Source organism: Pseudomonas sp. NFIX49 (assembly GCF_900115915.1).
Classification (GTDB): Bacteria; Pseudomonadota; Gammaproteobacteria; order Pseudomonadales; family Pseudomonadaceae; genus Aquipseudomonas; species Aquipseudomonas pharyngis.
The window spans coordinates 101,419-128,303 of sequence record NZ_FOYE01000002.1 but is presented as its reverse complement, the minus strand read 5'-3'; the positions used below and the strand labels follow the sequence as shown (position 1 = coordinate 128,303).

26 protein-coding genes are annotated in these 26,885 nt (G+C 59.8%); 15 read left to right on the top strand and 11 right to left on the bottom strand.

The window, feature by feature from the left end; translation table 11 throughout:
• Positions 1-2,433 carry a calcium-binding protein gene (locus BMZ46_RS04955; RefSeq protein ID WP_074691083.1) on the top strand — a complete coding sequence of 811 codons (2,433 nt, stop codon included), beginning with the start codon at positions 1-3 and terminating at the stop codon, positions 2,431-2,433.
• Between the two features lie 77 nt (positions 2,434-2,510).
• Here BMZ46_RS04955 and BMZ46_RS04950 read toward each other — a convergent pair whose 3' ends face one another.
• Positions 2,511-3,623, bottom strand: coding sequence for an enoyl-CoA hydratase/isomerase family protein (locus BMZ46_RS04950; protein ID WP_074691084.1), 1,113 nt, complete (start codon positions 3,621-3,623; stop codon positions 2,511-2,513).
• Positions 3,624-3,755: 132 nt separating this feature from the next.
• Here BMZ46_RS04950 and ung point away from each other — a divergent pair, with 132 nt between their 5' ends.
• Positions 3,756-4,451 carry a uracil-DNA glycosylase gene (gene ung / locus BMZ46_RS04945; protein ID WP_064384152.1) on the top strand — a complete coding sequence of 232 codons (696 nt, stop codon included), beginning with the start codon at positions 3,756-3,758 and terminating at the stop codon, positions 4,449-4,451.
• A gap of 152 nt (positions 4,452-4,603) precedes the next feature.
• Here ung and BMZ46_RS04940 read toward each other — a convergent pair whose 3' ends face one another.
• The 4 genes from BMZ46_RS04940 to BMZ46_RS04925 are packed head-to-tail and all read right to left on the bottom strand — an operon-like array spanning position 4,604 to position 8,642.
• Positions 4,604-5,641 carry an AbrB family transcriptional regulator gene (locus tag BMZ46_RS04940; RefSeq protein ID WP_074691085.1) on the bottom strand — a complete coding sequence of 346 codons (1,038 nt, stop codon included), beginning with the start codon at positions 5,639-5,641 and terminating at the stop codon, positions 4,604-4,606.
• Positions 5,634-7,148 (bottom strand): tripartite tricarboxylate transporter permease, encoded by a 1,515-nt coding sequence (locus BMZ46_RS04935; RefSeq protein WP_039772694.1) that lies wholly within the window; start codon positions 7,146-7,148, stop codon positions 5,634-5,636. The genes BMZ46_RS04940 and BMZ46_RS04935 overlap by 8 nt, the downstream gene beginning before the upstream one ends.
• Before the next feature lies 1 nt (position 7,149).
• Entirely contained in the window at positions 7,150-7,608 is a 459-nt protein-coding gene (locus BMZ46_RS04930) for a tripartite tricarboxylate transporter TctB family protein (protein WP_074691086.1), read from the bottom strand.
• 56 nt (positions 7,609-7,664) lie between these two features.
• On the bottom strand, positions 7,665-8,642 hold the full coding sequence (locus BMZ46_RS04925) for a Bug family tripartite tricarboxylate transporter substrate binding protein (protein ID WP_039772690.1): 978 nt from the start codon (positions 8,640-8,642) through the stop codon (positions 7,665-7,667).
• A gap of 449 nt (positions 8,643-9,091) precedes the next feature.
• On the opposite strand from BMZ46_RS04925, the gene BMZ46_RS04920 reads away from it, so the two are divergent.
• Positions 9,092-9,763 carry a response regulator gene (locus BMZ46_RS04920; protein WP_007957980.1) on the top strand — a complete coding sequence of 224 codons (672 nt, stop codon included), beginning with the start codon at positions 9,092-9,094 and terminating at the stop codon, positions 9,761-9,763.
• Positions 9,756-11,141, top strand: coding sequence for a sensor histidine kinase (locus tag BMZ46_RS04915; RefSeq protein ID WP_074691087.1), 1,386 nt, complete (start codon positions 9,756-9,758; stop codon positions 11,139-11,141). Before BMZ46_RS04920 ends, BMZ46_RS04915 begins: the two co-directional genes overlap by 8 nt.
• Here BMZ46_RS04915 and BMZ46_RS04910 read toward each other — a convergent pair whose 3' ends face one another.
• Complete coding sequence (locus tag BMZ46_RS04910; protein ID WP_039772686.1) at positions 11,142-11,963, bottom strand: HDOD domain-containing protein; 822 nt, start codon at positions 11,961-11,963, stop codon at positions 11,142-11,144.
• A 35-nt stretch (positions 11,964-11,998) separates the two neighbouring features.
• Complete coding sequence (locus tag BMZ46_RS04905) at positions 11,999-12,940, bottom strand: CAF17-like 4Fe-4S cluster assembly/insertion protein YgfZ (RefSeq protein WP_074691088.1); 942 nt, start codon at positions 12,938-12,940, stop codon at positions 11,999-12,001.
• 149 nt (positions 12,941-13,089) lie between these two features.
• On the opposite strand from BMZ46_RS04905, the gene BMZ46_RS04900 reads away from it, so the two are divergent.
• Both BMZ46_RS04900 and BMZ46_RS04895 read left to right on the top strand, forming a co-directional pair.
• Positions 13,090-13,344: an FAD assembly factor SdhE gene (locus tag BMZ46_RS04900; RefSeq protein WP_007957989.1), complete on the top strand. Its 255-nt coding sequence runs from the start codon at positions 13,090-13,092 to the stop codon at positions 13,342-13,344.
• A complete protein-coding gene (locus BMZ46_RS04895; RefSeq protein WP_074691089.1) occupies positions 13,328-13,780 on the top strand; it encodes a protein YgfX in 453 nt (150 codons plus the stop codon). Before BMZ46_RS04900 ends, BMZ46_RS04895 begins: the two co-directional genes overlap by 17 nt.
• On the opposite strand, the gene nadB is transcribed toward BMZ46_RS04895, so the two are convergent.
• The gene (gene nadB, locus BMZ46_RS04890) at positions 13,749-15,365 is read right to left on the bottom strand and encodes an L-aspartate oxidase (RefSeq protein WP_074691090.1); all 1,617 of its coding nucleotides are present in this window, start codon (positions 15,363-15,365) and stop codon (positions 13,749-13,751) included. The two genes, BMZ46_RS04895 and nadB, sit on opposite strands and share 32 nt — an antisense overlap.
• Before the next feature lie 558 nt (positions 15,366-15,923).
• Here nadB and rpoE point away from each other — a divergent pair.
• The 4 genes from rpoE to BMZ46_RS04870 all read left to right on the top strand — a co-directional run bounded on the left by rpoE (position 15,924) and on the right by BMZ46_RS04870 (position 19,750).
• Positions 15,924-16,505, top strand: coding sequence for an RNA polymerase sigma factor RpoE/AlgU (rpoE, locus tag BMZ46_RS04885; RefSeq protein WP_003172477.1), 582 nt, complete (start codon positions 15,924-15,926; stop codon positions 16,503-16,505).
• A gap of 31 nt (positions 16,506-16,536) precedes the next feature.
• Complete coding sequence (locus BMZ46_RS04880; RefSeq protein ID WP_039772679.1) at positions 16,537-17,124, top strand: sigma-E factor negative regulatory protein; 588 nt, start codon at positions 16,537-16,539, stop codon at positions 17,122-17,124.
• A gap of 8 nt (positions 17,125-17,132) precedes the next feature.
• Positions 17,133-18,095 carry a MucB/RseB C-terminal domain-containing protein gene (locus tag BMZ46_RS04875; protein ID WP_011332904.1) on the top strand — a complete coding sequence of 321 codons (963 nt, stop codon included), beginning with the start codon at positions 17,133-17,135 and terminating at the stop codon, positions 18,093-18,095.
• Positions 18,096-18,379: 284 nt separating this feature from the next.
• Positions 18,380-19,750 carry a DegQ family serine endoprotease gene (locus BMZ46_RS04870; RefSeq protein WP_254778452.1) on the top strand — a complete coding sequence of 457 codons (1,371 nt, stop codon included), beginning with the start codon at positions 18,380-18,382 and terminating at the stop codon, positions 19,748-19,750.
• A 78-nt stretch (positions 19,751-19,828) separates the two neighbouring features.
• On the opposite strand, the gene BMZ46_RS04865 is transcribed toward BMZ46_RS04870, so the two are convergent.
• On the bottom strand, positions 19,829-21,262 hold the full coding sequence (locus tag BMZ46_RS04865) for a M48 family metalloprotease (RefSeq protein WP_074691092.1): 1,434 nt from the start codon (positions 21,260-21,262) through the stop codon (positions 19,829-19,831).
• 97 nt (positions 21,263-21,359) lie between these two features.
• Between BMZ46_RS04865 and BMZ46_RS04860 the strand changes: the two genes are divergently transcribed.
• Both BMZ46_RS04860 and BMZ46_RS04855 read left to right on the top strand, forming a co-directional pair.
• Positions 21,360-21,599 (top strand): sulfurtransferase TusA family protein, encoded by a 240-nt coding sequence (locus tag BMZ46_RS04860; RefSeq protein WP_007958011.1) that lies wholly within the window; start codon positions 21,360-21,362, stop codon positions 21,597-21,599.
• Positions 21,600-21,631: 32 nt separating this feature from the next.
• Positions 21,632-22,702, top strand: coding sequence for an AI-2E family transporter (locus BMZ46_RS04855; protein WP_039772670.1), 1,071 nt, complete (start codon positions 21,632-21,634; stop codon positions 22,700-22,702).
• A gap of 34 nt (positions 22,703-22,736) precedes the next feature.
• Here BMZ46_RS04855 and BMZ46_RS04850 read toward each other — a convergent pair whose 3' ends face one another.
• Positions 22,737-23,210: a peroxiredoxin gene (locus tag BMZ46_RS04850; protein WP_064594118.1), complete on the bottom strand. Its 474-nt coding sequence runs from the start codon at positions 23,208-23,210 to the stop codon at positions 22,737-22,739.
• Between the two features lie 10 nt (positions 23,211-23,220).
• Positions 23,221-23,781, bottom strand: coding sequence for a glycine cleavage system transcriptional repressor (locus BMZ46_RS04845; RefSeq protein WP_007958014.1), 561 nt, complete (start codon positions 23,779-23,781; stop codon positions 23,221-23,223).
• Between the two features lie 313 nt (positions 23,782-24,094).
• Here BMZ46_RS04845 and dapA point away from each other — a divergent pair, with 313 nt between their 5' ends.
• From dapA to BMZ46_RS04825, 3 genes are read left to right on the top strand one after another with little or no spacing between them, the layout of a single operon-like run.
• A complete protein-coding gene (gene dapA / locus BMZ46_RS04835) occupies positions 24,095-24,973 on the top strand; it encodes a 4-hydroxy-tetrahydrodipicolinate synthase (protein WP_007958015.1) in 879 nt (292 codons plus the stop codon).
• Between the two features lie 17 nt (positions 24,974-24,990).
• Positions 24,991-26,106 carry an outer membrane protein assembly factor BamC gene (gene bamC, locus BMZ46_RS04830; RefSeq protein ID WP_074691094.1) on the top strand — a complete coding sequence of 372 codons (1,116 nt, stop codon included), beginning with the start codon at positions 24,991-24,993 and terminating at the stop codon, positions 26,104-26,106.
• A 4-nt stretch (positions 26,107-26,110) separates the two neighbouring features.
• The gene (locus BMZ46_RS04825) at positions 26,111-26,872 is read left to right on the top strand and encodes an MBL fold metallo-hydrolase (protein ID WP_011332911.1); all 762 of its coding nucleotides are present in this window, start codon (positions 26,111-26,113) and stop codon (positions 26,870-26,872) included.
• Positions 26,873-26,885: the final 13 nt, after the last annotated feature.

Genomic DNA, 26,885 nt, shown 5'->3' with positions numbered 1-26,885 from the left:
ATGACTTATATATTCAGCGATTTGGAAAAGACGGCAATTTTGCAGGCTGCAAATGTTTGTGATGGGATGGAGTTCAATGTCGAGCGGCAAGAGTATCGTGCTGTGGCGGTAGAGGGGCGAAGCTGTGCTGTACTTTACCGCGTATTGTCAAATATTTTGGGTGAAAAATTTTTAGATTGTTCTGCGTTCGATGAGAACGTAATGGGTATTTTTAAAAATGCCAAACTCTGGCTCGATGTAGCAATTGATGCGAATGGCGGGGTGGGCGCTTACTCTACATTGATCCGAGCCTACACCCTGCGGCAGGGGGAGTTGAGGCTAAATAAAAAGTTTAGCGATTTCAAGATGCAAGAGTCATCTAATCAGGTGGCTGTCAATTTCATGAATGCGCTGATAAAAGGGTCCGTTGAACATGATTTGGCGCCATGGGCTGTGCCCTCCATAAGCCAAATTGCAGCAATCGATGCGAGCGCTATTGGTAAAGTATTATTTCGTGAAGATGTTGGTGACATTGATACAGCTACCAGTCGTAATGCGGGATGGTCTGGAACAATCGGCTTTAGTCTGCTGGGTGGAGAAAGACCCTATGAAACCTGGCGATTGATCTCCGCGGGTGATCCGGACTCCCACATCAAAGGTAATCATGACCTCGCCAAGTTCAATAGGCTGGACGATCTAAAGAATATTCTGTTTGCCGTGGACTCACACAGTGCTGCATTGCAGGCAGTGATTAAAAACTTCGGGTCGAATATGGTTGAAAGCCTGTTTTCAGTCCTGCCCGAACAGATAAACATCGCTCTTGCCAGTGGCAACATCAATCCGCTGATTCAGCATGTGGTGAAAGGTACGCCCATCTCACCTATTGTCAGCCTGATATTGCGATATAACCTGAATGATTTCTTTGACATGCTCAGGCGAACCTACGACGGAAACTCGGCCGCCACGCCTACCACCGACGAAACCTTCGCCTCCAATGCCTACACATTTTTCTCCGCACTTTCTCCGTCTCAATCGCAAAGCATCGTTACCAGAACCATTGGCGAGTATGGCAGTGCCAAGGACTGGGCAACGTTGGCCAGTCAGGCAACGCCAATCGGCGCCGCGTTACGCAATTCCCTCAAGCAACTAAGCGAAATCGTGATTGAGCGGGCCGACGGTTTTTCCGGACGCGAACTGGAGCTTTACGATCCCGAAACGGGGGAGGGTTTCATCACTGAGCAGTGGCTTGCTGATCGCTCGGAAATGCTGGCCCGGCTGATTGCCCGAACCAATGGATCGTTCGGTCGAAATACTGTCCAGACCTTTTCCTATTCGGATTTGGCTTCGGGCAAACAGGGTGCCGATTATTTGATCAGTGGACCGGGAGAAGATTGGCTTTACGGTGAAAACGGTCCCGACACTTACATAGTTGAAGCGCATGATGGCGCAACCACCATTATTGCCGACGTGCTTAACCCTGTTTTTTTGCGTCCCGAGGTTGGAGTCTCTGGGTGGCATGAAGAGTTTGCGGGGCTTGATGTTGATACAGTCGTTCTTCCGGAAGAGGCGAAACCAGATAAGTTGAAGCTAACCTGGGGCGCTGTGTTGGTTGAGACGGTAAATATTGAACTCTCACCGGCCCCACTGCGTGGCGCTCATCGTCAACCGCCTCGAGCCAAGATGCTGTACACCACACTCGATATTGAATGGGGCGGAACTCAAAAAGTACGAATCGTTTTGCCCAATCCGAACGATCTCAGTGGTTCCGGAATTGAAAGGGTGAGGTTTGCTGATGGCTCGAGCATCAATTTTAAAGACGTCGTTAGCCGCTTAGGCATTGCCCCCGATACTTATCATCATGGCATCACCGTTCAGTACGCTACTCAGGTTAAGTCTTTTCGAGACAACCGTTTTCTACCGCTCGTGGGCGGTCGCGGTAATGACACCCTCAGCGGCGCTGGTGAAATAAGAGGGATGCAAGGAGATGATCTGCTCGGCGGTGGTTCAGGCGATGACGTGCTTTACGGTGGGCCGGGCAATGACACCTTGTCCGGTGGCGGGGGCAATGATGTTTATAAATATGATGGTCTCGGACGAGATCTGGTAGTCAATGCCGGTGGCGGAACCGACGGTATAGACTTTTCGGAGGTCGGACTGTCGATTGATCAACTCAAGTTTCACCGTGAACGGGATGATCTCGTCATCGTAGTGAGTTATGGCATGTCTCCAAAGATACGTGTCTCCGAACACTTTTCAGGAGACGATGCCGCTATCAGCTTCATCAGCGTTCAAGGAGAAGAGGGCGCTGTTAAAAGTTACACGGCGAACCAACTCGCTGAGCTTTTGCACCCTCTACCTCCGTTACGGGACGTAGAGGACATCTTGCCGAGAAATGATGAGGAGGCGTTGCGGGCAATGAAGGAAATAATCGCGTTTTACGAGTTGAATGTTTGATCGCAGATAGTTTCGCAACGGGCTCAAACTTCCCGCGACAGAGCTTAGGAGACTGCCATCGCGGGCAATGATCGGTTTTAGTATTGCGACAGATCCGCCAGCGGATGCCGCCCCTCCCACACCTTATGAAAGTGCGCCTCGACCACCGCGTCCGGCACCCGGGCGATGTCCGGCCAGTGCCAGTGCGGTTTGTGATCCTTGTCGATCAGTCGCGCCCGGACACCTTCGCTGAATTCCGGATGCCGGCAGCAATTGAGGCTCAGGGTGTATTCCATCTGAAAGACTTCGGCCAGCGACATGTGGCGGGCGCGGATGATCTGTTCCCAGACCAGATGCGCGGTAAGCGGCGAACCTTCACTCATGGTTTTCGCCGCACGGGCAATCAACAGGTCGTTGCTGTCGCGATGCAGGCTGATGGCTTTCCAGGCACAGACCACGTCGCTGACATCCAGCCATTCATCGATCTGCTGTCGACGCGGCAGCCATTGCGCCTCAGGCATCTGCGCCACGGCTTCCTGCTGTAACGCCTTGAGCAGGCTGTTGAGTTGCATGGCGGTCTGTTCCTGCCAGTTCAACTGCAACAAACCGTCGATCAGTTCCTGCTGCTGTTCGTCGAGCAGGAAACGGTCGGCCAGATCCAGATCGATCGCATCGCGACCGTTCATGTGCGCGCCGGTCAAGCCAAGGAACAAACCGAGCTTGCCCGGCAGCCGCGACAGAAACCAACTGGCGCCGACATCCGGGTACAGGCCGATGCTGATTTCCGGCATTGCCAGACGACTGCTCGGCGTGACGATCCGGATGCTCGCGCCTTGCAAGAGGCCCATGCCACCGCCCAGCACATATCCGTGTCCCCAGCAGATCACCGGTTTCGGATAGGTATGCAGGCTGTAGTCCAGGTGGTATTCAGCGTTGAAAAACTGGGCGGCCAGCGGCGGCACCTCACCGGGATGGGCCCGGCAGGCTTCCACCAGGCTGCGGACTTCGCCGCCGGCGCAGAACGCCTTGGCGCCGTTGCCGCGCATTAGCACGCAGACGATTTGCGGATCCTTTGCCCAGGCGTTCAGTCTGTCGCTCAGGGCGTGGATCATCGGCAGGGACAGCGCATTGAGCGACTTTTCGGCATCCAGCGTGGCCACGCCGATGCGCGCGCCGTCGGTGCCGGTGAGTTCTTCGAAGTGCAGATTCATCGTGACCTCGATCGGGAATTTGAACGATCAGTATGATCGCTGTGTGGGAAAGTGCCGGATCTGCGTCAGATCAATTGACAAGCGTGGTCGGCTTTCCTAGGGTTCGCCCCATTGTTTTTGCCGGGTATGACCATGACTGCTGACGACCGTATCAAACTCGAACCGAGCTGGAAGGAGGCACTGCGTGCCGAATTCGACCAGCCCTACATGGCAGAGTTGCGCACTTTTCTGCAGCAGGAGCGGGCGGCCGGCAAGGAAATCTATCCGCCGGGCCCGATGATCTTCAACGCGCTGAACTCGACGCCGCTGGACAAGGTGAAAGTGGTCATCCTCGGCCAGGATCCGTACCACGGCCCGGGCCAGGCCCACGGCTTGTGCTTTTCGGTGCAACCGGGCGTGCCGGCGCCGCCATCGCTGGTCAACATCTATAAAGAGTTGAAGCGCGACCTGAACATCGACATCCCCAACCACGGCTATCTGCAGAGCTGGGCCGATCAGGGTGTGCTGATGCTCAACACCACCATGACCGTCGAGCGCGCCAACGCCAATGCGCACAAGGACAAGGGCTGGCAGTTCTTCACGGATCGGATCATTGAAGTGGTCAGCCAGAAACAGCCGCATCTGGTGTTCATGCTCTGGGGCGCCCATGCGCAGAGCAAGCAGAAGCTGATCGATGCCACCAAACATCTGGTACTGACCTCGGTGCACCCGTCGCCGCTGTCGGCCTATCGCGGCTTCCTCGGTTGCGGGCATTTCAGCCGCACCAATAAATTCCTGGAGCAGAATGGCGAAGCGCCGATCGAGTGGCGCCTGCCGTCGGTGGTCTGATGCTCAGGGGCTGGCGGCTAATTTCGTTCCCACGTCGAGGCGTCGAACCGTCCGCGTGGGAATGCCTCAATGGACGCTCTGCGTCCGCTTTGGGACGCGGAGCGTCCCGGGCTGCATTCCCACGCAGAGCGTGGGAACGATCAAAAACCGGCTCAGGCTTCGGGATTACGGTTCCAGTATTTGAACAACGGTTCCGCCAGAAACAACACGAACAGCAGCCGCATCACCTGCATTGCGGTCACCAGCGGCACCGACAGTTGCAGGGTTTCTGCCGTCAGGCTCATCTCGGCGATCCCGCCGGGCATCATGCCCAGGGTCAGCGATCGTAGATCCAGATGGGTCAGCGCACTCAATCCCAACGCCGCCAGTGTCGCGATCAACATGGTGAGTGCCGTGCCGATCAACGTGCGCCCCATGAACGATGGCGCGCGGCGGAAGAACTGGCGGTTGAAGTGGCAACCCAGCCCACTGCCGATCAACCACTGGCCGATCTGGCTGCCGCCATTGGGCAGGCCGATGTGCAGATCCCAGCCGATGCTCACTGCCGCACTGACCAGCAGCGGGCCGAACAACCAAGGGTTGGGTTGACGCAGACGTTGCCAGAGCCAGGCGAGCAGGCCGCCCGCCGGAAAAAGAATCGCCAGCCAGCGCCAATCGACGCTGCCGGCGTGTGAAATCGGATTGCCGTCACCCAGCAGATACTTGAACGCCGCCGGAACACACAACACTACCACCAACACCCGCAGACTCTGCCCGGCCGCGACATGGCTGAGCAGCGCGCCGTTGCGGGCGCCGAGGTTGACCATCTCCCCGGAGCCGCCGGGCATGCTGGAGAAAAACGCTGTGGCGCGATCCTCGCCGGTGCGGCGCATCAGCCACACGCCGACCACCGCCGAGAGGCTGGTGACCAGCGCGCCGAAGAAGATCAGGCCGAAGTGGCCGAGCACCTGTTCCATCACCAGCGGGGTGAAATGCAGGCCGATGCCGATCCCGACGATCCACTGGCCGCACTTGCGGCCGCCAGGGATTTCGGTCAATTGCCACGGGGTCAGGCAGCGCACCAGGATGATCGCCAGCAACGAGCCGACCATCCACGGCAGCGGCCAGCCGATCTGGCTGGCGATGTAACCGCCAAGCAGACCGACCAGCGGGGTTCCCCACCAGGTTTTGAGGGAGAGCCGATCAGACATCGGCAACGGCGCGTTGCGCGGCCGAGCGTTTGCGCCAGATGCGCAGCAGCGGCATCAGCAACATGATGGCAGTCAACACCCAGACGCCGAAGGTGATCGGGCTCGACCAGAGGATTTCCAGCGCACCGTTGGAAATCGACAGCGCCCGGCGCAGGTTCTGCTCCATCAGCCCGCCGAGGATGAACCCCAGCAGCACTGGCGACAGCGGGAAGTCCAGTTTGCGCAGGATGTAGCCGAAGATGCCGATGCCGACCATCAGGAACAGGTCGAATGTGGTCGCGTGTACGGCGTACACACCGATCCCGGTGATGATCGCGATCACCGGCACCAGAGCCCAGTTCGGCACGGCGAGGATACGGGTGAAGATGCGGATCATCGGGATGTTCAGGATCACCAGCATGATGTTGGCGATGAACAGCGAGGCGATCAGGCCCCAGACGATGTCCGGTTGTTGCTGGAACAGCAGCGGGCCGGGAGTGATGTTGTACAGCGACAGGGCGCCGATCATCACCGCCGTGGTGCCCGAACCCGGAACGCCGAGGGTCAGCATCGGCACCAGCGCGCCGCAAGCGGAGGCACCGATGGCGGTTTCCGGTGCGGCGAGGCCGCGGGCGTCGCCCTGGCCAAACTTGCCGCTGGCGCCGGCGATGCGTTTCTCGGTCATGTAGGCCACGGCGCTGGCGAGGGTCGCACCGGCACCCGGCAACACGCCCATGATGAAACCGAGCAGGCCGCAACGGATGTTCACCACGAACACCGACGCCGCTTCCTTGAAGTTGAACATCATCCGCCCGGTGGCTTTCACCGCTTCCTGGCCGCGATGGGTTTTTTCCAGCAGCAGGAGGATTTCGCTGACCGAGAACAGGCCCAGTACCAGCACCACGAACTGAATGCCGTCAGTCAGGTGAATGTTGTCGCCGGTGAAACGGTAAACGCCGCTGTTGGCGTCGATGCCGACGCTGGACAGGAACAGGCCGATCAACGCCGCAATGAAAGTCTTCAGCGGTCGGTCACCGGCCATGCCGCCGAGACAGACAATCGCGAACACCATCAACACGAAGTATTCCGCCGGACCGAAGGCAATCGCCCATTTCGCCAGCAGCGGGGCGAACAGCACCATGCCGCAGGTGGCGATGAAGGCGCCGATGAACGAACTCCATGCCGACAACGACAGCGCCACGCCAGCCAGGCCTTTGCGGGCCATCGGGTAACCGTCGAGGGTAGTCATTACGGTGGAGGCTTCGCCCGGAATGTTCAGCAGGATCGAGCTGATCCGGCCGCCGTATTCGCAACCCAGATAAACCGCTGCCAGCAGGATCAGTGCCGATTCCGGCGGCAGCCCGAGGGCGAATGCAATCGGGATCAGCAACGCCACGCCATTGATCGGGCCCAGGCCCGGCAACAAGCCGACCACGGTGCCGATCAACGTGCCGGTCAGGGCCGTGACCAGGTTGTATGGACTCAGCGCGACGCCGAAGCCCTGACCCAAATAACCGAGAGTATCCATATCAGTTCTCCAGAACGTCGAGCAGGCCGAGGGGCAGCGGTACGTCCATCACGCGGTCGAACAACACGTACAAACCAATCGCCATCAGCGTCGTGACAATGACGCTGGGCACCCAGCGCCCGCCATACAGGCGCGCCATCGGGATGCCGATCAGAATGCTGCTGAGGATGAAGCCCAGCGGTTCGAACAAACCGGCGAACACCAGCAGCAGGGCGACGCAGATCGCGATCTTGGTCAGGGTTTCGCGATCCAGCGGCGGTTCGTCCTCGCTGTGTTTGATCGGCGCCGGGCGGAACACCATGTACAGCAGCGCCAGGCTCATCAGACCCAGCATCAACAGAGGGAATGCCCGAGGACCGACCGGTTCGTAGGAAAAAGCCGCCTGATACGGCCACGCCATCAGTGCCAGGCCGGCACAGGCCAGCAACAGCACCGAGGCAAAAATGCGTTGAATAAGCATGAGGGAACTCCTGCCATGGCCCCGGTGAGAGGGCCATGGACGCTAGACAGAGACGATCACTGAATCAGGCCGAACTCTTTGGCCAGCACCTTGTAGTCCGCCACTTGCTTCTTGACGTAGGTGTCCAGCTCGGGACCGGTCATGGCGAACGGGAACAGTTCACGCTGATCGCGCAGCTTGGCGAAGTCGTCGGAGGCCAGCAGTTTGTCGAAGGAGTCTTTCCACCAGGCGTAGTCTTCATCGCTGACTTTCGGCCCGAGGTAGAAACCGCGCACCACCGGCCAGACGATGTCGTAGCCTTGTTCGCGCGCGGTAGGAATGTCCTTCATTTCCGGCTCGTCCAGGCGTTTCTCGGCAAACACGGCCAGCAGGCGCATGTCACCGCTCTGAATGTGCGGCATGGAGTCGGAAATGTCGGTACTGCCGACCTGGATATGACCGCCAAGCAGGGCGGTGGCGATCTCGCCGCCCCCTTCGAGGGCGACGTAACGCAGGTCGCGCGGGTTGATCCCGGCGGCTTTTGCGATCAGTGCGGTCTGCATCCAGTCCTGGCTGCCGACGGTACCGCCGGAGCCAATGACCACGGAACTCGGATCTTTCTTCAGCGCCTGCACGAGATCATCGAGGGTTTTGTAGGGCGAATCGCTTTTCACCGCGATGGCGCCGTAGCTGGTGCCGACCGCCGCCAGCCAGCGCACGTTGGTTTCATCGAACCGACCAAACTTGCCCTGGGCCAGGTTCAACAGCGATCCGCTGGACCACGCCACCAGCGTGCCGGCATCGGCCGGACGCTGCGCCACAACGGCGTTGTACGCCACCGCGCCGACGCCGCCGGGCATGTAAGTCACGCGCATCGGTTTGGTCAGCAGTTTTTCGTTGACCAGCGCGCTTTGCGCCAGTTTGCAGGTCAGGTCGAAACCGCCGCCGGGGGAGGCGGGGGCAATGCATTCGGGGCGTTTCGGTTCGGCCATCAGTTGGCCGGCGAACAGCACGCAACCGGCAGCGAGGGCGAAACGGCGCAGGGATCGGTTCATGAGTGTCTCCACGGGAGTTGTTGTTTTTGGGGATGTTTCAGGTGCGGCGGTTTCGCGCGCGCAGGCTAACAGGCTCAGACCCGGACGGGTTGAACGCCGCGCAGCCGACGACGGCGCTGACAAGCGAAAACGGGGAAATTCGAGAGGAAGAATGAAACGGGTCAACCTGAAGCTGTGTGGACAGCATGGTGCAGTACCTCGTTATTGTTCTTATTGGCGAAAACGCATCGAGGCGTTTTTCGAGAGCTACGGTTTGAAGCTACGGTGTATGAACAGGCAAAACGGCGAAGGTCGGCAGTCGGGACCTTCGGTAAAGCGACTCTAACGGCCCAACCTTTCGCTAACCTTTCAGTATTCTTTCGCGTGTTTTCAGGCTTCACAGTGGCGGTTGCGGCTGTAAACTCCGCCGCAAAGAATGGCGTCGCCATCCCTGAATGAGGTAGAGATCCATGCGTGTCCTGCTCGTCGAAGACCATTTGCCGCTGGCCGAAAGCGTTGCCCAGGCGCTCAAGAGCACCGGTCTGACCGTGGATGTCTTGCACGATGGCGTGGCCGCTGACCTGGCCCTGGGCAGCGAGGAATACGCGGTGGCGATCCTTGATGTCGGCCTGCCGCGCATGGACGGTTTTGAGGTGCTGGCGCGCCTGCGGGCCCGGGGCAAGAACCTGCCGGTGCTGATGCTGACGGCCCGTAGTGACGTCAAGGATCGGGTCCATGGGCTCAATCTCGGCGCCGATGACTACCTGGCCAAGCCGTTCGAACTCACCGAGCTCGAAGCACGGGTCAAGGCGTTGCTGCGCCGCAGTGTGCTTGGCGGCGAACGCCAGCAGCGCTGCGGTGTGCTGGCCTATGACCTCGACACTCGGCGCTTCACCCTCGGCGATGAATTGCTGACGCTGACCTCCCGCGAACAGGCAGTGCTCGAAGCGCTGATTGCCCGTCCGGGTCGGGTGATGAGCAAGGAGCAACTGGCTGCGCAGGTGTTCGGTCTCGACGAAGAGGCCAGCCCCGATGCCATCGAAATCTACGTGCACCGCCTGCGCAAGAAGCTCGACGGCCATTCGGTGGCCATCGTGACCTTCCGCGGTCTGGGCTATTTGCTGGAAAGCCGCGATGCATAAGCCCAGCAGCCTGCGCTGGCGGTTGCTGTGGAACCTCGCACTGCTGCTGGTGGTGTTGATGCTCGCCAGCGGATTGAGTGCGTACTGGAACGGTCGCGAAGCTGCCGACACCGCCTACGACCGCACGCTGCTGGCCTCGGCGCGGACCATTGCTGCCGGTCTGTCGCAGCGTGATGGCAGTCTCAGTGCCGACGTGCCGTATGTGGCGCTCGATACCTTTGCCTACGACAGTGCGGGTCGCATCTATTACCAGGTCAACGACATCAACCAGAAGTTGATTTCCGGCTATGAAAATCTGCCCGGCCCACCACCGGGCACCCCGAGAACCGACAGCTATCCCGCCCTCGCGCGTTTTTACGACGCGAAATATCAGGGGCAGAACGTACGTGTGGTCAGCCTGCTCAAAGCGGTCAGCGAGCCGAATATGAACGGTATGGCGGAAATCCGCGTTGCCGAAACCGACGAAGCGCGCGTCAGCATGGCCCGCAGTCTTGCGGCCGATACCTTGCTTCGGCTCGGGATGCTGGCGATTGGCGCGTTGTTGCTGGTGTGGTTTGCGGTGAGTGCGGCGCTGCGGCCGATCGAACGTTTGCGTACGGCAGTGGAAGAGCGCCAGCCCGATGACTTGCGGCCGTTGCCGTTGGTAGAAGTGCAGCACGAATTGTGGCCGCTGGTGCGGGCGCTCAATCACTTTACCGAACGCCTGCGCGGGCAGTTCGAGCGCCAAGCGCAATTCATCGCCGATGCGGCCCATGAACTGCGCACGCCACTGGCGGCTCTCAAAGCGCGGCTTGAACTGGGCTTGCGCTCGAACGAGCCGCAGACCTGGCGCGAAACGCTGGAATCATCGGCGCAAAGCACAGATCGCCTGACCCATCTGGCCAATCAGTTGCTGTCGCTGGCTCGGGTGGAAAACGGCGCCCGGGCGATTGCCGAGGGCGGTGCGCAGTTGCTCGATCTGAGTCAGTTGGCGCGGGAACTGGGCATGGCCATGGCGCCGCTGGCCCATGCTCGCGGCGTTGCCTTGGCGCTGGAAGCGGACGAGCCGGTGTGGCTGCGCGGCGAGCCGACATTGCTCAACGAGTTGCTGAGCAATCTGGTGGATAACGCGCTGGCGCACACGCCGCCGGGCGGCAACGTGATTCTGCGGGTCACGGCGCCGGCGGTGCTGGAGGTTGAAGACGATGGGCCGGGCATTCCGCTGGAAGAGCGGGACCGGGTGTTCGAACGTTTTTACCGGCGCAACCAGCAGGTGGCCGGTTCCGGGCTGGGGTTGGCGATTGTCGGGGAAATCTGCCGCGCGCATCTGGCGCAGATCAGTCTGCACGATGGCGAGCAGGCAGGTTTGAAAGTGCGGGTGAGTTTTGTCGCCGGTTGATCAGTAGAACATCGACCGCGATTCTTCCAGATCGGCGCACAGCGCCTTGTTTTCCGGATCGATGCCAAGCTTGCGGAATGCCGGCACGCTGAACGGATCGATGCGGGCCAGCGGATGGTCGGTGTCCTTGTGGCAATACAGGCTGGCCACTTGCACGATGTCGACGTAATCGATCTGCTGCGATTCGCGCTTGAGGTCCTGATACAGCCCCGGCAGCTCCACCAGGCGCTCCGGAAACTCCCAGACCCGCAGCAATTTGTCGCCGAGCAACGGGTGAATGTGATCGATCACATGGTTGAGGCTGACCGGATCGGACAGCAATTCGTAGTGGTCTTCGGCATACGTCAGGATCGGCAGCACGCCGATCTGATGAACCAGTCCACCGAGCGCGGCCTGGTCGGGCTTGAGCTGGGTATAACGGCGGCACAGGGCGTAGCTGACGCCGGCGATTTCCAGGCTCTTGCGCCAGACTTCGCGCATCTTCTGTTCGACCACGTCGGAGCGGGCGTGGAAGATCTGCTCCATCACCAGACCGATCGCCAGGTTGCTGCTGTAGTTGACGCCGAGCCGGGTGATGGCGGTGTGCAGGTCGGTCACTTCCTGGGTGGCGCGCAGCAGCGGGCTATTGACCACTTTGATCAGACGCGCCGACAGCGCCGTGTCGCGGCCAATCACTTTGCTCAGGTCGCTGACGCTGATGTCCGGGTCTTCGGCGGCCTTGCGAATCTGCAGGGCCACTTCCGGTAACGTTGGCAGAACCAGGTCATCGTTATCGATGGCCTCAACCAAATCCTGTTGGACCTTATCCGCCAGCTCACTCATGTCGTTTCTCTAGGGTGTTGCAACAAATGCTGCGATCAACGCTGGATTTCGCGGTCGCGATCCAGTTCGTATGGCAGGTCGAGCAAGTGCAGCGCCGGACCTTCGGCCGAGCCCAGATGCAAGTCGCCCGCTTCGGCAGCTTCGGCCTGCAACACCGCCAGCAGTTCAATATTCTTTTCGGTACGGGCGGCCAGCACCACTTCGCCGATCGAACTGCCGTGGCTCGGGGCGAACAGCGGGGTGCCGGGCTCCGGCAGCTCAGCGGCGTCCAGTTGCACGCGGTACAGGCGACGCTTGAGTTTGCCCAGGTACTGCATGCGCGCGACGATTTCCTGGCCGGTGTAGCAGCCTTTCTTGAAACTCACGCCGCCGACGGCTTGCAGATTGAGCATCTGCGGGATGAACAACTCGCGGGTGCTCGGCATGACCTGGCCGATCCCGGCACGGATCTGGCCCAGCAGCCATTGATTGAGTTCGGCTTCGGTCAATTGCGCGGACAGCTTGCCTTTGATGGTGTCGGCCTGATCGGCGGGCACCCAGAGTTCGGCACGATTAGGGGAGACGCGAATAGCGATCAGCCCTTCGTTGCGGGCCACGCTGTCGGTGTCTGCCGGCAGTTCCAGGCCCAGACTGCTCAGGACCGCATCGCCATCATCGAGGCCGAAGCGCACCCAGGAGGCGCTTTCGTCGGTCAGTTTCGATTTGGAGAACACTGCGTACTTTTTCAGGTCCGCCAGTTGCGGCTCCAGCAGCTCGCCGGCCATCGCCAGCAGCACGCCGTCGCCTTCCAGCACGATGCGGAAACTCGACTGCATCCGGCCTTTCTGCGTGCAGCGGGCGCCGAGGCTGGCCTGGGTTTCGCTCAGATAATTGATGTTGCAGGTCAGCTGGCCTTGCAGGAATTTGCCGGCATCCGCGCCGCGAACCGCGAGAACGCCTTCATGAGACAGGGTGCAGAAAAAAGCAGAATCGGCCATGGGTCATCGCAGGGTAAATAGACTGGGGCACATCATAAGGGGGCGGTGTTGAAATGGGTAGTTCATAAAGGATCGATGGTGCCCGACCAAAGCCGACTGTTCGGGCCGCTTCGGGCCTGTATACTTGCGGCCTATTTGAGGAGGGCTCCATGGTCGAACAAGTTGAACTGAATCGCCTCTTTTGGCACAGCCGTCGCGGCATGCTGGAACTCGACGTGTTGCTGGTGCCGTTCGTGAAAGAGGTCTACGCCAATCTGAACGAGGTGGATCGCGCGCTGTATGTCCGCCTGCTCGAGTGCGAGGATCAGGACATGTTCGGCTGGTTCATGGAGCGCAGCGAATCGGAAGATCCCGAGCTGCAACGCATGGTTCGCATGATTCTGGATCGTGTCCAGCCCAAGTAACACGTTTGAATGCCGCTGGCATGCCTCACGGCAGTTGCTGGCGGCGTATCTGTTGGCCCAGGCATTCGCGCTGGGTTCTCTGTTTCTGTTATCGATTCCATTCTGGGCTGGGTTGCTCGGGGCTTTCGCGTGTCTCGGCCATGCTGCGCGGGTGTTGCCGCGGCAGATTCTGCTGAGTCATCCCAAGGCATTTTGCGGATTGCGTCGTGACGTCGATGGCTGGCAATTGTGGAATCGGGCCGATGGCTGGCAGGCGGTGCAATTGCGCCCGGACAGCCTGGCGCTGCCGCTGATCGTGGTGCTGCGCTTTCGATTGCGTGGTGAGCGGCGAGTCAGATCGATCTGCGTGCCGCGGGATGCGCAGGCGGCGGATCTGCACCGGCGCCTGCGGGTTCGCCTGAAGTTCAGCCGGCGTAGGTGGGCGGCACCAGAATAGTGTCGAGTGCTTCGGGCAGCAGGTCCGGATAGTCGAGGGTGTAATGCAGGCCTCGGCTTTCCTTGCGTTCCATGGCGGAACGGATCATCAGTTCCGCCACTTGCGCCAGGTTGCGCAGCTCGATCAGATCGCGACTGACTTTATAGTTGCTGTAGAACTCGTCGATTTCGTCCAGCAGCAGACGCACCCGATGCTGAGCCCGTTGCAAGCGCTTGTTGGTACGCACGATGCCCACGTAGTCCCACATGAAGCGCCGCAATTCGTCCCAGTTGTGGGCGATGATCACGTCTTCGTCGGAGTCGGTCACCTGGCTGGCGTCCCAGGCGGGCAGGGCGTGCGGGATGGCGACGTCGGGCAGTTGCTCGAGAATGTCCGCCGCTGCCGATCGGGCGTAGACGAAGCATTCGAGCAGCGAGTTGCTGGCCATGCGGTTGGCGCCGTGCAGGCCGGTGAAGCTGGTTTCGCCGATGGCGTACAGACCGGGGACGTCGGTGCGGCCCTGTTGATCGACCATCACGCCGCCGCAGGTGTAATGCGCCGCCGGCACGACCGGGATCGGTTGTTTGGTGATGTCGATGCCGAAGCCGAGGCAGCGCTCGTAGACGGTCGGGAAGTGCGATTTGATGAAAGCTTCCGGCTTGTGGCTGATGTCGAGGTAGACGCAATCGACACCCAGGCGCTTCATCTCGTGGTCAATGGCGCGGGCGACGATGTCCCGTGGCGCCAGTTCTGCACGTGAGTCGAAGCGCTGCATGAAGCGCTCGCCGTTCGGCAACTTCAAATGAGCCCCTTCGCCGCGCAGGGCCTCGGTTACCAGGAAACTCTTGGCTTGCGGATGATAGAGGCAGGTGGGGTGGAACTGGTTGAACTCCAGGTTCGCCACCCGGCAACCCGAACGCCAGGCCATGGCGATGCCATCACCGCAGGCTCCGTCGGGGTTGCTTGTATATAGATAGACTTTGGCGGCGCCGCCGGACGCCAGGATCACGAAGCGTGCGCCGAAGGTATCGACTTCGCCGGTTTTGCGGTTGAGCACGTAGGCGCCCAGGCAACGTTCGCCCTCCAGCCCCAGCCGGCGCTCGGTAATCAGATCGACTGCTACGCGCTGTTCGAGCAACTCGATGTTCGGGCGTTCTTTGGCCTGGGCCAGCAGGGTCGTGAAAATCGCGGCGCCGGTGGCGTCGGCGGCGTGGATGATGCGGCGATGGCTGTGGCCGCCTTCGCGGGTGAGGTGAAATTCGAAGCCGCCGTCTTCAGTCCCGGACTGATCGTCGCGAGTGAAGGGTACGCCCTGATAGATCAGCCACTGGATCGCTTCTTTACTGTGCTCCACGGTGAAACGCACCGCGTCTTCATGGCAGAGGCCGCCGCCGGCATTCAGGGTGTCATCGACATGGGATTCGATGGTGTCGGTGTCGTCCAGTACGGCCGCGACGCCACCCTGGGCCCAATAGGTCGAGCCGTTGGCGAGGTCGCCTTTGCTCAATACGGCGATGCGCAAATGACCGGGCAGGGTCAGCGCCAGACTCAGACCGGCAGCGCCGCTGCCAATCACCAGAACATCGTGTTGAAACTGTTGGCTCATTTCAGGATTCCGCTCAAAGCGACCCGGGTCGGGGTTGGCGCAGGACAGGCGGATGGGCGAGTCGAGACAGCCACACAGCCCACTAGTATATAGAGGGGTTGGGCGGCACAATAGTCGGGCCGATATGGCATTGTGAAACTACCGTGACGAAAAAATACGGACGCTTTGTCGGGAAGTTTTTTCATCGGTTTTAGGAAAAAGCGACTGTATCGCAGATGAAACACGCTTTTTCAGCTCACGGTTGCACAATGTCGGCGCGGCACGTCTATAAATATTTGGAACTTTTGCCAAAGGCCCAAGATCAATAGACAGTTGCCCGAAACAAGGGACAGTGTCGGCTTCAATGCGGAACCTGCGGTTGGGTTCTTGCCGGCGAGCCGATGACAAGATTATTCGCGCAGCCGGTTCATCCCGCGCTGCGTTTTTCGTGCGTGCCAAATCAGAGCCCGCAGGAAACTTGCTTGGAGGGGGAGAACTTTTGCGAAAAGCCCGAGTCTATGTTTGCAAGTCCGGTCGTTTGGTCATGCAAGCCTCCTTCGAGTTTATCGAGGAGTGTTCATGCTAACCCAGGAAGAGGATCAGCAGCTGGTCGAACGCGTTCAGCGTGGCGACAAGCGAGCTTTCGATCTGCTGGTGCTGAAGTATCAGCACAAAATTCTCGGGTTGATCGTGCGTTTTGTGCACGACACCCATGAAGCCCAGGACGTCGCACAAGAAGCCTTTATCAAGGCGTATCGAGCGCTTGGAAATTTCCGCGGCGACAGTGCGTTTTATACGTGGCTGTACCGCATCGCCATTAACACGGCGAAGAACTATCTGGTTTCACGCGGCCGTCGGCCGCCGGATAGCGATGTAAGTTCCGAGGACGCAGAGTTCTATGATGGCGATCACGGCCTGAAAGATCTCGAGTCTCCAGAGCGGGCATTGCTGCGGGATGAGATCGAAGGCACCGTCCATCGAACCATTCAGCAATTGCCAGAGGATTTGCGCACGGCGTTAACTTTGCGCGAATTCGATGGTCTGAGTTACGAGGACATCGCGAGCGTCATGCAATGTCCGGTTGGTACCGTGCGCTCCCGGATTTTCCGCGCCCGGGAGGCCATCGATAAAGCCCTGCAGCCGTTGCTGCAGGAAAACTAAAGACAGCGGCGACAGCCAAGAGAGGAACGCCATGAGTCGTGAAGCCCTGCAGGAATCGCTGTCCGCAGTGATGGATAACGAAGCGGACGAACTGGAACTGCGTCGAGTGCTCAATGCGCTGGACGATGTTGAAACCCGTGAAACCTGGGCTCGTTACCAGATCGCTCGGGCAGCCATGCACAAGGATCTGTTGCTTCCACGTCTGGATCTCGCTGCGGCGGTTTCTGCTGCACTGGAAGATGAAGCGACTCCTGCCAAAGTGTCTCGTGGCCCATGGCGCAGCCTCGGTCGTCTGGCCGTAGCCGCTTCGGTGACTGTTGCCGTTCTGGCGGGTGTTCGCCTGTACAACCAGGACGAAATCGCCGGCGTCGAACTCGCTCAGCAATCCAATCAGCCAGTGTTGGCCACTCCTCAGGTCAAAGGCCCGGCGGTATTGGCAGGTTATAGTGAGAGTTCGGAAGCTACTGGCCCAATGGCCAATGGCGTATTGCAAGGTCAGCCAGGCTGGCACGATCAGCGTCTGCCAGGTTACCTGCGTCAACACGCTCAACAGGCTGCCTTGAAAGGCACCGAGAGCGCGCTGCCTTATGCACGTGCAGCAAGCCTGGAAAACCGTTAAGGGGGATCATGCGCGCCATACCTCTACTTTCGCTTCTGCTCAGCGGCTGGTTCATTGTTCCAGCCCACGCCGACGAGGCTCAGGACTGGTTGACCCGCCTGGGCCAGGCCGAGCAGCAGCAAAGCTTTCACGGCACATTCGTTTACGAGCGTAACGGTAGCTTTTCTACCCACAACATCTGGCATCGAGTCCAGAATGGTCAGGTTCGCGAGCGTTTGCTTCAGCTCGACGGTTCGGCTCAGGAAGTCGTGCGCATTGATGGGCATACTCAATGCGTTAGCGGCACCCTGATTGCGGGTCTGGGAGATTCTCCCAATTCCGCCGCTCGCCCTCTCGATCCTCAGAAGCTGAAGAACTGGTATGAGCTTGCCGTCATTGGCAAGTCGCGTGTGGCCGGGCGTGAAGCGGTGATCGTATCGCTGACGCCGCGTGATCAGCACCGCTACGGTTTCGAACTGCACTTGGACAAGGAAACGGGTCTGCCGCTCAAGTCGCTGCTGTTGAACGACAAGGGGCAGTTACTCGAGAGATTCCAGTTTACGCGACTGGATACCTCTGAAATTCCATCCGACAAAGATCTGCAAGCCAATTCCGATTGCAAGACAGTCACCCTCGACAGCGACAAGGCTTCTGCGGTCAAGACCGCTCAGGTATGGCGTTCCGACTGGTTGCCTCCTGGCTTCGAACTTACCAGCAGCTCCTCGCACAAGGATCCGGAAACCAAGACCCAGGTCAACAGCCTGATGTATGACGATGGTCTTGCACGATTTTCTGTCTTCCTGGAGCCGCTGAACGGCGCAACCGTCACCGATACCCGGACTCAACTGGGCCCGACCGTTGCCGTATCCCGCCGTCTGACAACGCCTCAAGGCGAAATGATGGTGACGGTGGTTGGCGAGATTCCAATCGGAACCGCCGAACGGATTGCCCTGTCGATGCGCAATGATGGCGCTGCAACCAGCAAGCAGTGAGCTGATTCCAGCTATCTCCACTTCGTCGTCGAGACGTGAAATGTTTGCTGAGCATTTTCATTTGCAAAACACCCGAAAATTTTTTATAGGTCAGAGCCTCTCGGCTCTGGCCTTGTTTGTTGTTCCCGGAACAAAAATGCCGGCCTGTGGTTTCCGGTGTTCCTTGCTCCATATCGCTTAACCCTGCTCGTCGTAACGGGAGCTGTATGTCGATACCAAGCTTGAAGTCTTATCTCTCCATTTTCGCCACGGTGCTGGTGCTCGGTCAGGCTGTTCCTGCAGCCATGGCGGCTGAAGCGGTCAGCCCGGCCAGCCTGCCTGATTTCACCCAACTGGTCGAACAGGCCTCGCCTGCGGTGGTGAACATCAGTACCACACAAAAGCTGCCGGATCGCAAAGTTAACCAGCAGATGCCTGACCTTGAAGGCTTGCCACCGATGCTGCGCGAGTTCTTCGAACGCGGCATGCCGCCACAACAGCGTTCTCCGCGTGGTGATCGCCAGCGTGAGGCGCAATCGTTGGGTTCGGGCTTCATCATTTCGCCGGATGGCTACATTCTGACCAACAACCACGTGATCGCCGATGCCGACGAAATCCTCGTGCGTCTGGCTGATCGCAGTGAAATGAAAGCCAAGCTGATCGGCACCGACCCACGTTCCGACGTCGCGCTGCTGAAGATCGAAGGCAAGGATCTGCCAGTGCTGAAGCTTGGCAAATCCCAGGACCTGAAGGCGGGCCAGTGGGTCGTGGCAATCGGTTCGCCATTCGGCTTTGACCACACCGTAACCCAGGGCATCGTCAGTGCCGTCGGCCGCAGCCTGCCGAATGAAAACTACGTGCCTTTCATCCAGACCGACGTGCCGATCAACCCGGGTAACTCCGGTGGCCCGCTGTTCAACCTGAACGGTGAAGTGGTCGGGATCAACTCGCAGATCTACACCCGTTCCGGTGGCTTCATGGGCGTGTCGTTCGCCATTCCGATCGACGTGGCCATGGACGTTTCCAACCAGCTGAAAAGCGGTGGCAAGGTCAGTCGTGGCTGGTTGGGCGTCGTCATCCAGGAAGTGAACAAGGATCTGGCCGAGTCGTTCGGTCTGGACAAACCGGCCGGTGCGCTGGTTGCACAGATTCAGGATGACGGCCCGGCTGCCAAGGGCGGCCTGCAAGTGGGTGACGTGATCCTGAGCATGAACGGTCAACCGATCGTCATGTCCGCTGACCTGCCACATCTGGTGGGTGCGTTGAAGGCCGGCGCCAAAGCCAATCTCGAAGTGATTCGTGACGGCAAACGCAAGAATATCGAGCTGACTGTCGGCGCCATTCCTGATGAAGACAAGGAACTGGATGCCCTGCCGAAATCCGGTGCCGAGACCAACAGCAATCGTCTGGGTGTTTCGGTTGCCGAACTGAGCGCCGAGCAGAAGAAAACCTATGACCTGAAGGGCGGTGTGGTGATCAAGGAAGTGCAGGACGGTCCTGCGGCGCTGATCGGTCTGCAACCGGGCGACATCATCACGCACCTGAACAACCAGGCCATTGGCTCTTCGAAGGAGTTCGCCGAGATCGCCAAGGCGCTGCCGAAAAACCGTTCGGTGTCGATGCGCGTTCTGCGTCAGGGTCGTGCCAGCTTCATCACCTTCAAACTGGCTGAATGATCCAGTTATCGAAGAAGTAAAAGAAACCGCCTCGAAAGAGGCGGTTTTTTTGTGTCCGGAATTTGTCTTGGCGCGGGTTTAACCCATCATGTCCTTGACCATGCGCTCCTGTTCCATCAGCTCGCGCTGGCGGGCATCGATACGCGACGACAGCGGGAAGTTGCTGCCGGCCTTGCGCTTGGCGAAGTCCAGTTGCTGGATGGCCTGACGATAATCGCCGACCAAGGCGAAATATTCGGCACGCGCCTGATGCAGGCCAATGATGTTGCCGGACAGACCACGAGTCTCGGCGACCTGATACCACACGTCCGGATCGTCCGGACGCGATTTCAACAAACCTTCCAGCGCCTTCTCCGCATCGGCGGTACGGTTTTGTTTCAGCAGCAGATCGACGCGTACCTGGTTCAGCGGATAGTTGCCCGGGTACTGACTGAGCATCCGGTCAACCCGGGACTGGGCATCGGCCAGCTTGTTGTTGGTGATGTCCAGATCGATCTGCGCCAGGTTGTAGATGATCTCGTTCGGCGATTTGGCCAGCAGTTGCTTGAGATTCTCTCGTGCCTCGTTCAGCTGACCGCCCTTGATCTGGGCGATCGCCAATCCGTAACGGGCCACATCGTTATTCGGATTATCGTCCAGTTGCGCGCGAAAGCGCTTGGCACCAAGGCCCGGCGTTTCTTCGTAGGTCAACTGCACCCGCGCGCGGATCAGTTGATAGCGCTTGCTGTCTTCGATACCGCCGGGTTTTGCCTGCTCGGCGCGGTTGCGGGTGTCGGCGATCCGCGATTCGGTGACCGGGTGCGTCAGCAGGAACTCCGGCGGTTTGGCATCAAAGCGATACTGGCGCATCAAACGCTCGAACATGGTCGGCATCGAGCGCGGATCGTAGCCGGCCTTTTCCAGGTTGAGAATGCCGATGCGGTCGGCTTCCTGTTCGTTCTGGCGCGAGAAACGCCGTTGTTCCTGGATCGCCGCCGCTTGGGTGCCGGCAATCGCCGCGATGCCAGCGTCGCCCGCGCCGGCAGCGGCGATCACGATGCCGGCCAGCAGCGCCGCCATCATCGGCACCTGCATCCGCTGCGAGGCCTCGACGCCACGAGCGAAGTGGCGTTGGGACAAGTGAGCCAGTTCGTGAGCCAGTACCGAGGCATATTCGCCCTCGGTCTGGGCATTGAGGAACAGGCCGCCGTTGACCCCGACAATCCCGCCCGGTGCCGCAAAGGCGTTGAGCTGCGGGCTGTTGATCAGGATGAATTCCAGGCGTCGGTCATTGACCTGGCTGGTTTCCACCAGCTTATAGACACTGGACTCGACGTAGTCCTTGAGTTGTGGATCGTTGAGCTGCGAAACCTGGCTGCGCAGCAATGCCAGCCAGGCGCGACCCAGTTGATATTCCTGTTGTGGTGAGACGATGGCAGAGCTGGCGTCACCGAGTGACGGCAGGTCGTCGGCGAAGCCCGGTGAGGCGAGCAGGCAAGCGAGCGTCAGCAGGGTAGGGCGCAGAAATGTCATGCACAAAGCCTTAGTCGACAAAGACCTTACTGTAGCCGGACACCGGGCTTGCGACCAGATATTCTAGGCAGCCTGACTACCTGATCCGGAGTGACGCATGACCGACGCTGTAGCCCATGACTGTGAACTGGACGCCAGTGGCCTGAATTGTCCGTTGCCGTTGCTCAAGGCCAAAATGGAGCTGAACAAGCTGCCCAGTGGCGCAGTACTCAAGGTGATTGCCACGGATGCTGGCTCGCAACGCGACTTTCGCACCTTTGCCAAATTGGCCGGTCATACGCTGCTGCGTGAAGAGGACGAGGCGGGTGTCTACCGTTACTGGCTGAAAAAAGCCTGAAACCGACCGCGTAAATGACCTAAGGAAAATTGATGTTCAAAGTGTTGCGCGACTGGATTCAGCGCTACTTCTCCGATGAAGAAGCCGTGGTGCTGGCGGTTTTGCTGTTTCTCGCCTTCACCGCGGTGCTGACGCTTGGCGGAATGCTTGCGCCGGTGCTGGCCGGGATGGTGCTGGCGTATCTGATGCAGGGGCTGGTACTCACGCTCGAACGTCTGCGCGTGCCCGGTGGGGCGGCGGTCGGTCTGGTATTTGCGCTGTTCATGGGCGTGCTGATGGTGTTCATCGTCGTGGTGCTGCCGCTGCTCTGGCATCAGTTGATCACGCTGTTCAACGAATTGCCGGGGATGCTCGCCAAGTGGCAATCGCTGCTGTTGTTGCTGCCCGAGCGCTATCCGCATCTGGTCTCCGATGAGCAGGTGCTGCAAGCCATCGAAGCGGCGCGAGGCGAGATCGGCAAGTTTGGCCAGTGGGCGCTGACGTTCTCGTTGTCGAGCCTGCCGCTGCTGGTGAACATCATGATCTATCTGGTGCTGGTGCCGATCCTGGTGTTCTTCTTCCTCAAGGACCGGGCGATGATCGGCGAGTGGGTGCGCGGCTATTTGCCGCGTGAGCGGGCACTGATCACCCGGGTCGCCGAGGAAATGAACCGGCAGATCGCCAACTACATTCGCGGCAAGGTTATCGAAATCGTGATCTGTGGCGGCGTGACCTATATCGCTTTCGTCGCACTGGGCCTCAACTACGCGGCGCTGCTGGCCCTGTTGGTCGGCGTGTCGGTGGTGGTGCCGTATGTCGGGGCCGTGGTGGTGACCGTGCCGGTGCTGCTGATTGCGCTGTTCCAGTGGGGATGGAGCGATCAGTTCATCTACTTGATGGCGGTCTACGGAATCATTCAGACGCTGGACGGCAACGTGCTGGTGCCGTTGCTGTTTTCCGAGGCGGTCAACCTGCACCCGGTGGCAATCATCTGCGCGGTGCTGTTGTTCGGCGGGTTGTGGGGATTCTGGGGCGTGTTCTTCGCGATTCCGCTGGCGACGTTGTTCAAGGCTGTGCTGGATGCCTGGCCGCGCAAGGAGCCAGTTGTAGCTCCGCTGCTTTGAAAATGAAGCGGCGCCCGCAAGGGCGCCGACAGCATCAGGCCTTGTTCAGCGCCTGAGCAGCAGCCAGTACTGCATCCACGTGTCCTGGCACTTTCACGCCGCGCCATTCCTGACGCAGTACGCCGTTCTTGTCGATCAGGAAGGTGCTGCGATCAACACCCAGGTATTCCTTGCCGTAGAGTTTCTTCAGCTTGATCACGTCAAACAGCTGGCAGACGGCTTCGTCCTTGTCGCTGATCAGCTCGAACGGAAACTCCTGCTTGCACTTGAAGTTCTCGTGGGACTTCAGGCTGTCGCGGGAAATCCCGAAGATTTCCGTGTTGGCAGCCTTGAATGCCGCGTATTGATCGCGAAAGCCCTGGCCTTCGGTGGTGCAGCCCGGGGTGCTGTCCTTCGGATAGAAGTAGATCACCACTTGCTTGCCCTTGAGGGCCGACAGGCTGACAGTCTGCCCGCTGGTGGCAGGTGCTTCGAAATCCGTAACCGGTTGGTCGATGACAACGGCCATGAAAGCTTCCTTACATTGGGTTCTGTGGGCGCCACGGTTCGATCAGTGCATCCAGGTTCATGGCGTCGGCGAAATCCAGGAACTGGTCGCGCAGCCAACTGATCTGGGTGCCGGCGGGCAGGGTCACGGTGAACGTGGCGTTGAGCATGGTGCCGCCGGTCTGCGGTGCCTGATAGGTATCGCAGGTCAGGTTTTCCAGCTCGACGTTGTGATCCATGAAGAACTGGCACAGCTCGTTGATGATGTCCGGACGGTACGCCGAAGACACGTAAGCCACGTACGGCAGGGCTTGCGGACGGTTTTCCAGGGCGGCGCTGCGCACCACGTTGACGGTGAACGCATGACGCTTGGCCAGCACCGGCAGGCTGCCTTCAAGGCGTGCCAGGGCGTCCCAGCTGCCGGAGACTTCGAGCACCAGCGCGCTGCACTCGCCGTGACGGGTCAGGCGCGAGGTGACGACCGCGCAGCGGTTTTCATGGCTGGCGCGGCACAGGACGTTGGTCAGCTCCATGGGATTGGCGCCGAGGGCACTGATGACAAGGAATTGTTCGCGAACTGTGGGGGTGGACATGCAGCATTCCTAAAGCGATGAGCGGTCGGTAGCGAGAGGGCGTTGATTGCCGGGGCAATGCCTGTCCGGAAGACCCGATTCGTGTGGCGCTACGGCTCCATGAACAAGCAAGCGTACGGCAACGACACTGGAACGGGGCCTGGGAGGCCGAAACGGGAGACTGGAACCCGGCGTACAAGCTGATCAGTACCGATCAAAGTCTGAAGGGTAGCGAAAAGCGGCGCCAAGGGGAATGGCGGCACAGTACTTCGCTTGTGCAAGCATCTTGGCGCCAGTACCATTACCGCTCTCTTTTTCCGGCAGGAGCGGTTTCATGATTGCGGGCAGTATGGTGGCACTGGTCACACCCATGGATGCACAAGGGCGTCTTGACTGGGACAGCCTCAGCAAACTCGTGGACTTCCATCTCAAGAACGGCACCCATGCCATTGTCGCGGTCGGCACCACCGGCGAGTCGGCAACCCTTGATGTAGAAGAACACATCGCCGTCATCAAAGCCGTGGTCAAACAGGTTGCCGGTCGTATTCCGGTGATCGCCGGTACTGGCGCCAACTCGACCCGCGAAGCGGTCGAGCTGACCCGCAACGCCAAAGAAGCCGGCGCCGATGCCTGCCTGCTGGTCGTCCCGTACTACAACAAGCCGACTCAGGAAGGCCTGTACCAGCACTTCAAACACATCGCCGAAGCGGTCGACATCCCACAGATTCTCTACAACGTTCCTGGCCGCACCTCCTGCGACATGCAGGCCGAGACCGTGATCCGCCTGTCCACCGTGCCGAACATCATCGGCATCAAGGAAGCGACCGGCGACCTGAAACGCGCCAAGGCGATCATCGACGGCGTGAGCAAGGACTTCATCGTGCTGTCCGGCGATGATCCGACCGCAGTCGAGCTGATCCTGCTGGGCGGCAAGGGCAACATCTCCGTCACCGCCAACGTCGCCCCGCGCGAAATGGCCGACCTGTGCGAGGCCGCGCTCAAGGGCGACGCCGAGACCGCACGGGCCATCAACGAAAAACTGATGCCGCTGCACAAGGACCTGTTCATCGAAGCCAACCCGATTCCGGTGAAGTGGGCTTTGGTCGAAATGGGCCTGATGCACCAAGGCATCCGCCTGCCGCTGACCTGGCTGAGCGCTCCTTGTCATGAAACGCTGCGCTCGGCCCTGCGCCAGTGCAACGTCCTGGTTTAATTGAGGAAGTACAACGCATGAAGCGAATGGCCGGACTTTCCGCACTTGCCTTGATTATCTCCAGCACCAGTGGCTGCGGATGGATCTGGGGCCCGGAAGGTTATTTCCGTGACCGTGGTAGCGATTACCTGGAAGCGCAACAGACTGCACCGATGCAACTGCCACCGGACGTCAGCACCTCCAAGCGTCTGGATCCGCTGCTGCCGATCCCGCGCAACGTGGCCGACGACACCGCCAAGGGTGAGTACATCGTTCCGCGCCCTCAACCACTGTCGACCGTGGCCGACGCTAGCGACTACTCGCTGCAGAAGAGCGGTGATTCGCGTTGGGTCATGGCCCAGCATCCACCGGCCGAAGTCTGGCCAGTGGCGGTGCAGTACTTTCAGGACAACGGTTTCCGTCTGGATGAACAGCGCCCGCAAACCGGCGAATTCACCACCACCTGGCAGCATTCCGACGAACTGTCCGCCGCCATGGCCAAGCGCCTGAGCGCCGCCGGCGTCAGCACCGACAGCGAAACCCGCGTGCGGGTGCGCATCGAACCGGGCGTGCAGCGCAACACCAGTGAAGTCTATGTGGTCAGCGCCGAGCGTCCTGCCGGCAGCACCGCCAGTGTCGATTTCACCAACCGTTCGGTCAACACCGGCCTCGACGCTGCGCTGGTCGACGACATGCTCGCGAGCATGAGCCGAACCTCCGAGAAGGGTGGTTCGGTGTCGATGCTGGCTTCGCGTGATTTCGATACCCCGAGCCGTGTCAGCCTGAGCGAAGACGGCAGCGGCAACCCGGTACTCAACGTCGGTACGGACCTGGATCGTGCCTGGTCGAGCGTCGGTCGTGCGCTGGAACAGGGCGAGTGGCGCGTTGAAGACATCAACCGTAGCCTCGGTCTCTACTACATCAACTTGTCCGAAAAGGCCGAGAAGAAAGACGAGAAGCCTGGTTTCTTCAGCAGCCTGTTCGGCAGCGCGCCGACCAAGGAAGAAGTTGAAGCCCGCGCCGAGCGTTATCAGGTTCGCCTGAGCAAGGTCGGCGAGAACGTTCAGGTGACCGTCGAGAAAAACATCAACACCGTTGCGCCGGCCGATGTGGCCCGCAAAGTGTTGAGCGTGATTCAGGACAACCTGGGCTGATCCAATGCGTTTTGCCGTTCTCGGCAGCGGTAGCCAAGGGAACGGCACGCTGATCGCCAGTGCTGATACGTATGTGCTGGTGGATTGTGGTTTTTCCCTGCGGGAAACCGAAAAACGCCTGTTGCGCCTGGGTGTGAACCCGGCGCAACTGAGCGCGATACTCGTAACCCACGAACATGCCGACCACGTGCATGGCGTGGGTTTGCTGTCTCGGCGCTACAATCTGCCTGTCTACCTCAGTCGCGGCACACTGCGCGGGATGCGCAAACCGATTGAACCTGCCGGTTTCGTGACCGGTGGCGAGCAACTGCAGATCGGTGCTCTGAACATCGGGGTCATTGCCGTGGCCCATGATGCGCAGGAACCGACCCAGTACGTATTCAGCGATCAAGAGCAGCGGCGCTTCGGCCTGCTGACCGACCTGGGTTCATACTGTGAGCGGGTGCTGGACGGCTATCGGGACCTCGATGCGTTGATGATCGAGTCCAACCATTGTCGCGACATGCTGGCCCGTGGTCATTACCCGTACTTTCTCAAGCAGCGGGTGGGTGGCGAGCTGGGACATTTGAACAACCATCAGGCGGCATTCCTGGTGGCCGAGTTGGGCTGGCAAGGCTTGCAACACCTGGTCCTGGCCCATCTGAGCAGCAAGAACAACCTGCCGCAGCTGGCCCGGCAATGTTTTGTCGACACCCTCGGGTGCGACCCGGACTGGCTGCAACTGGCCGATCAAGATTCAGGGCTCGACTGGCGCCACATCGCCTAGCCCATCTACTTAG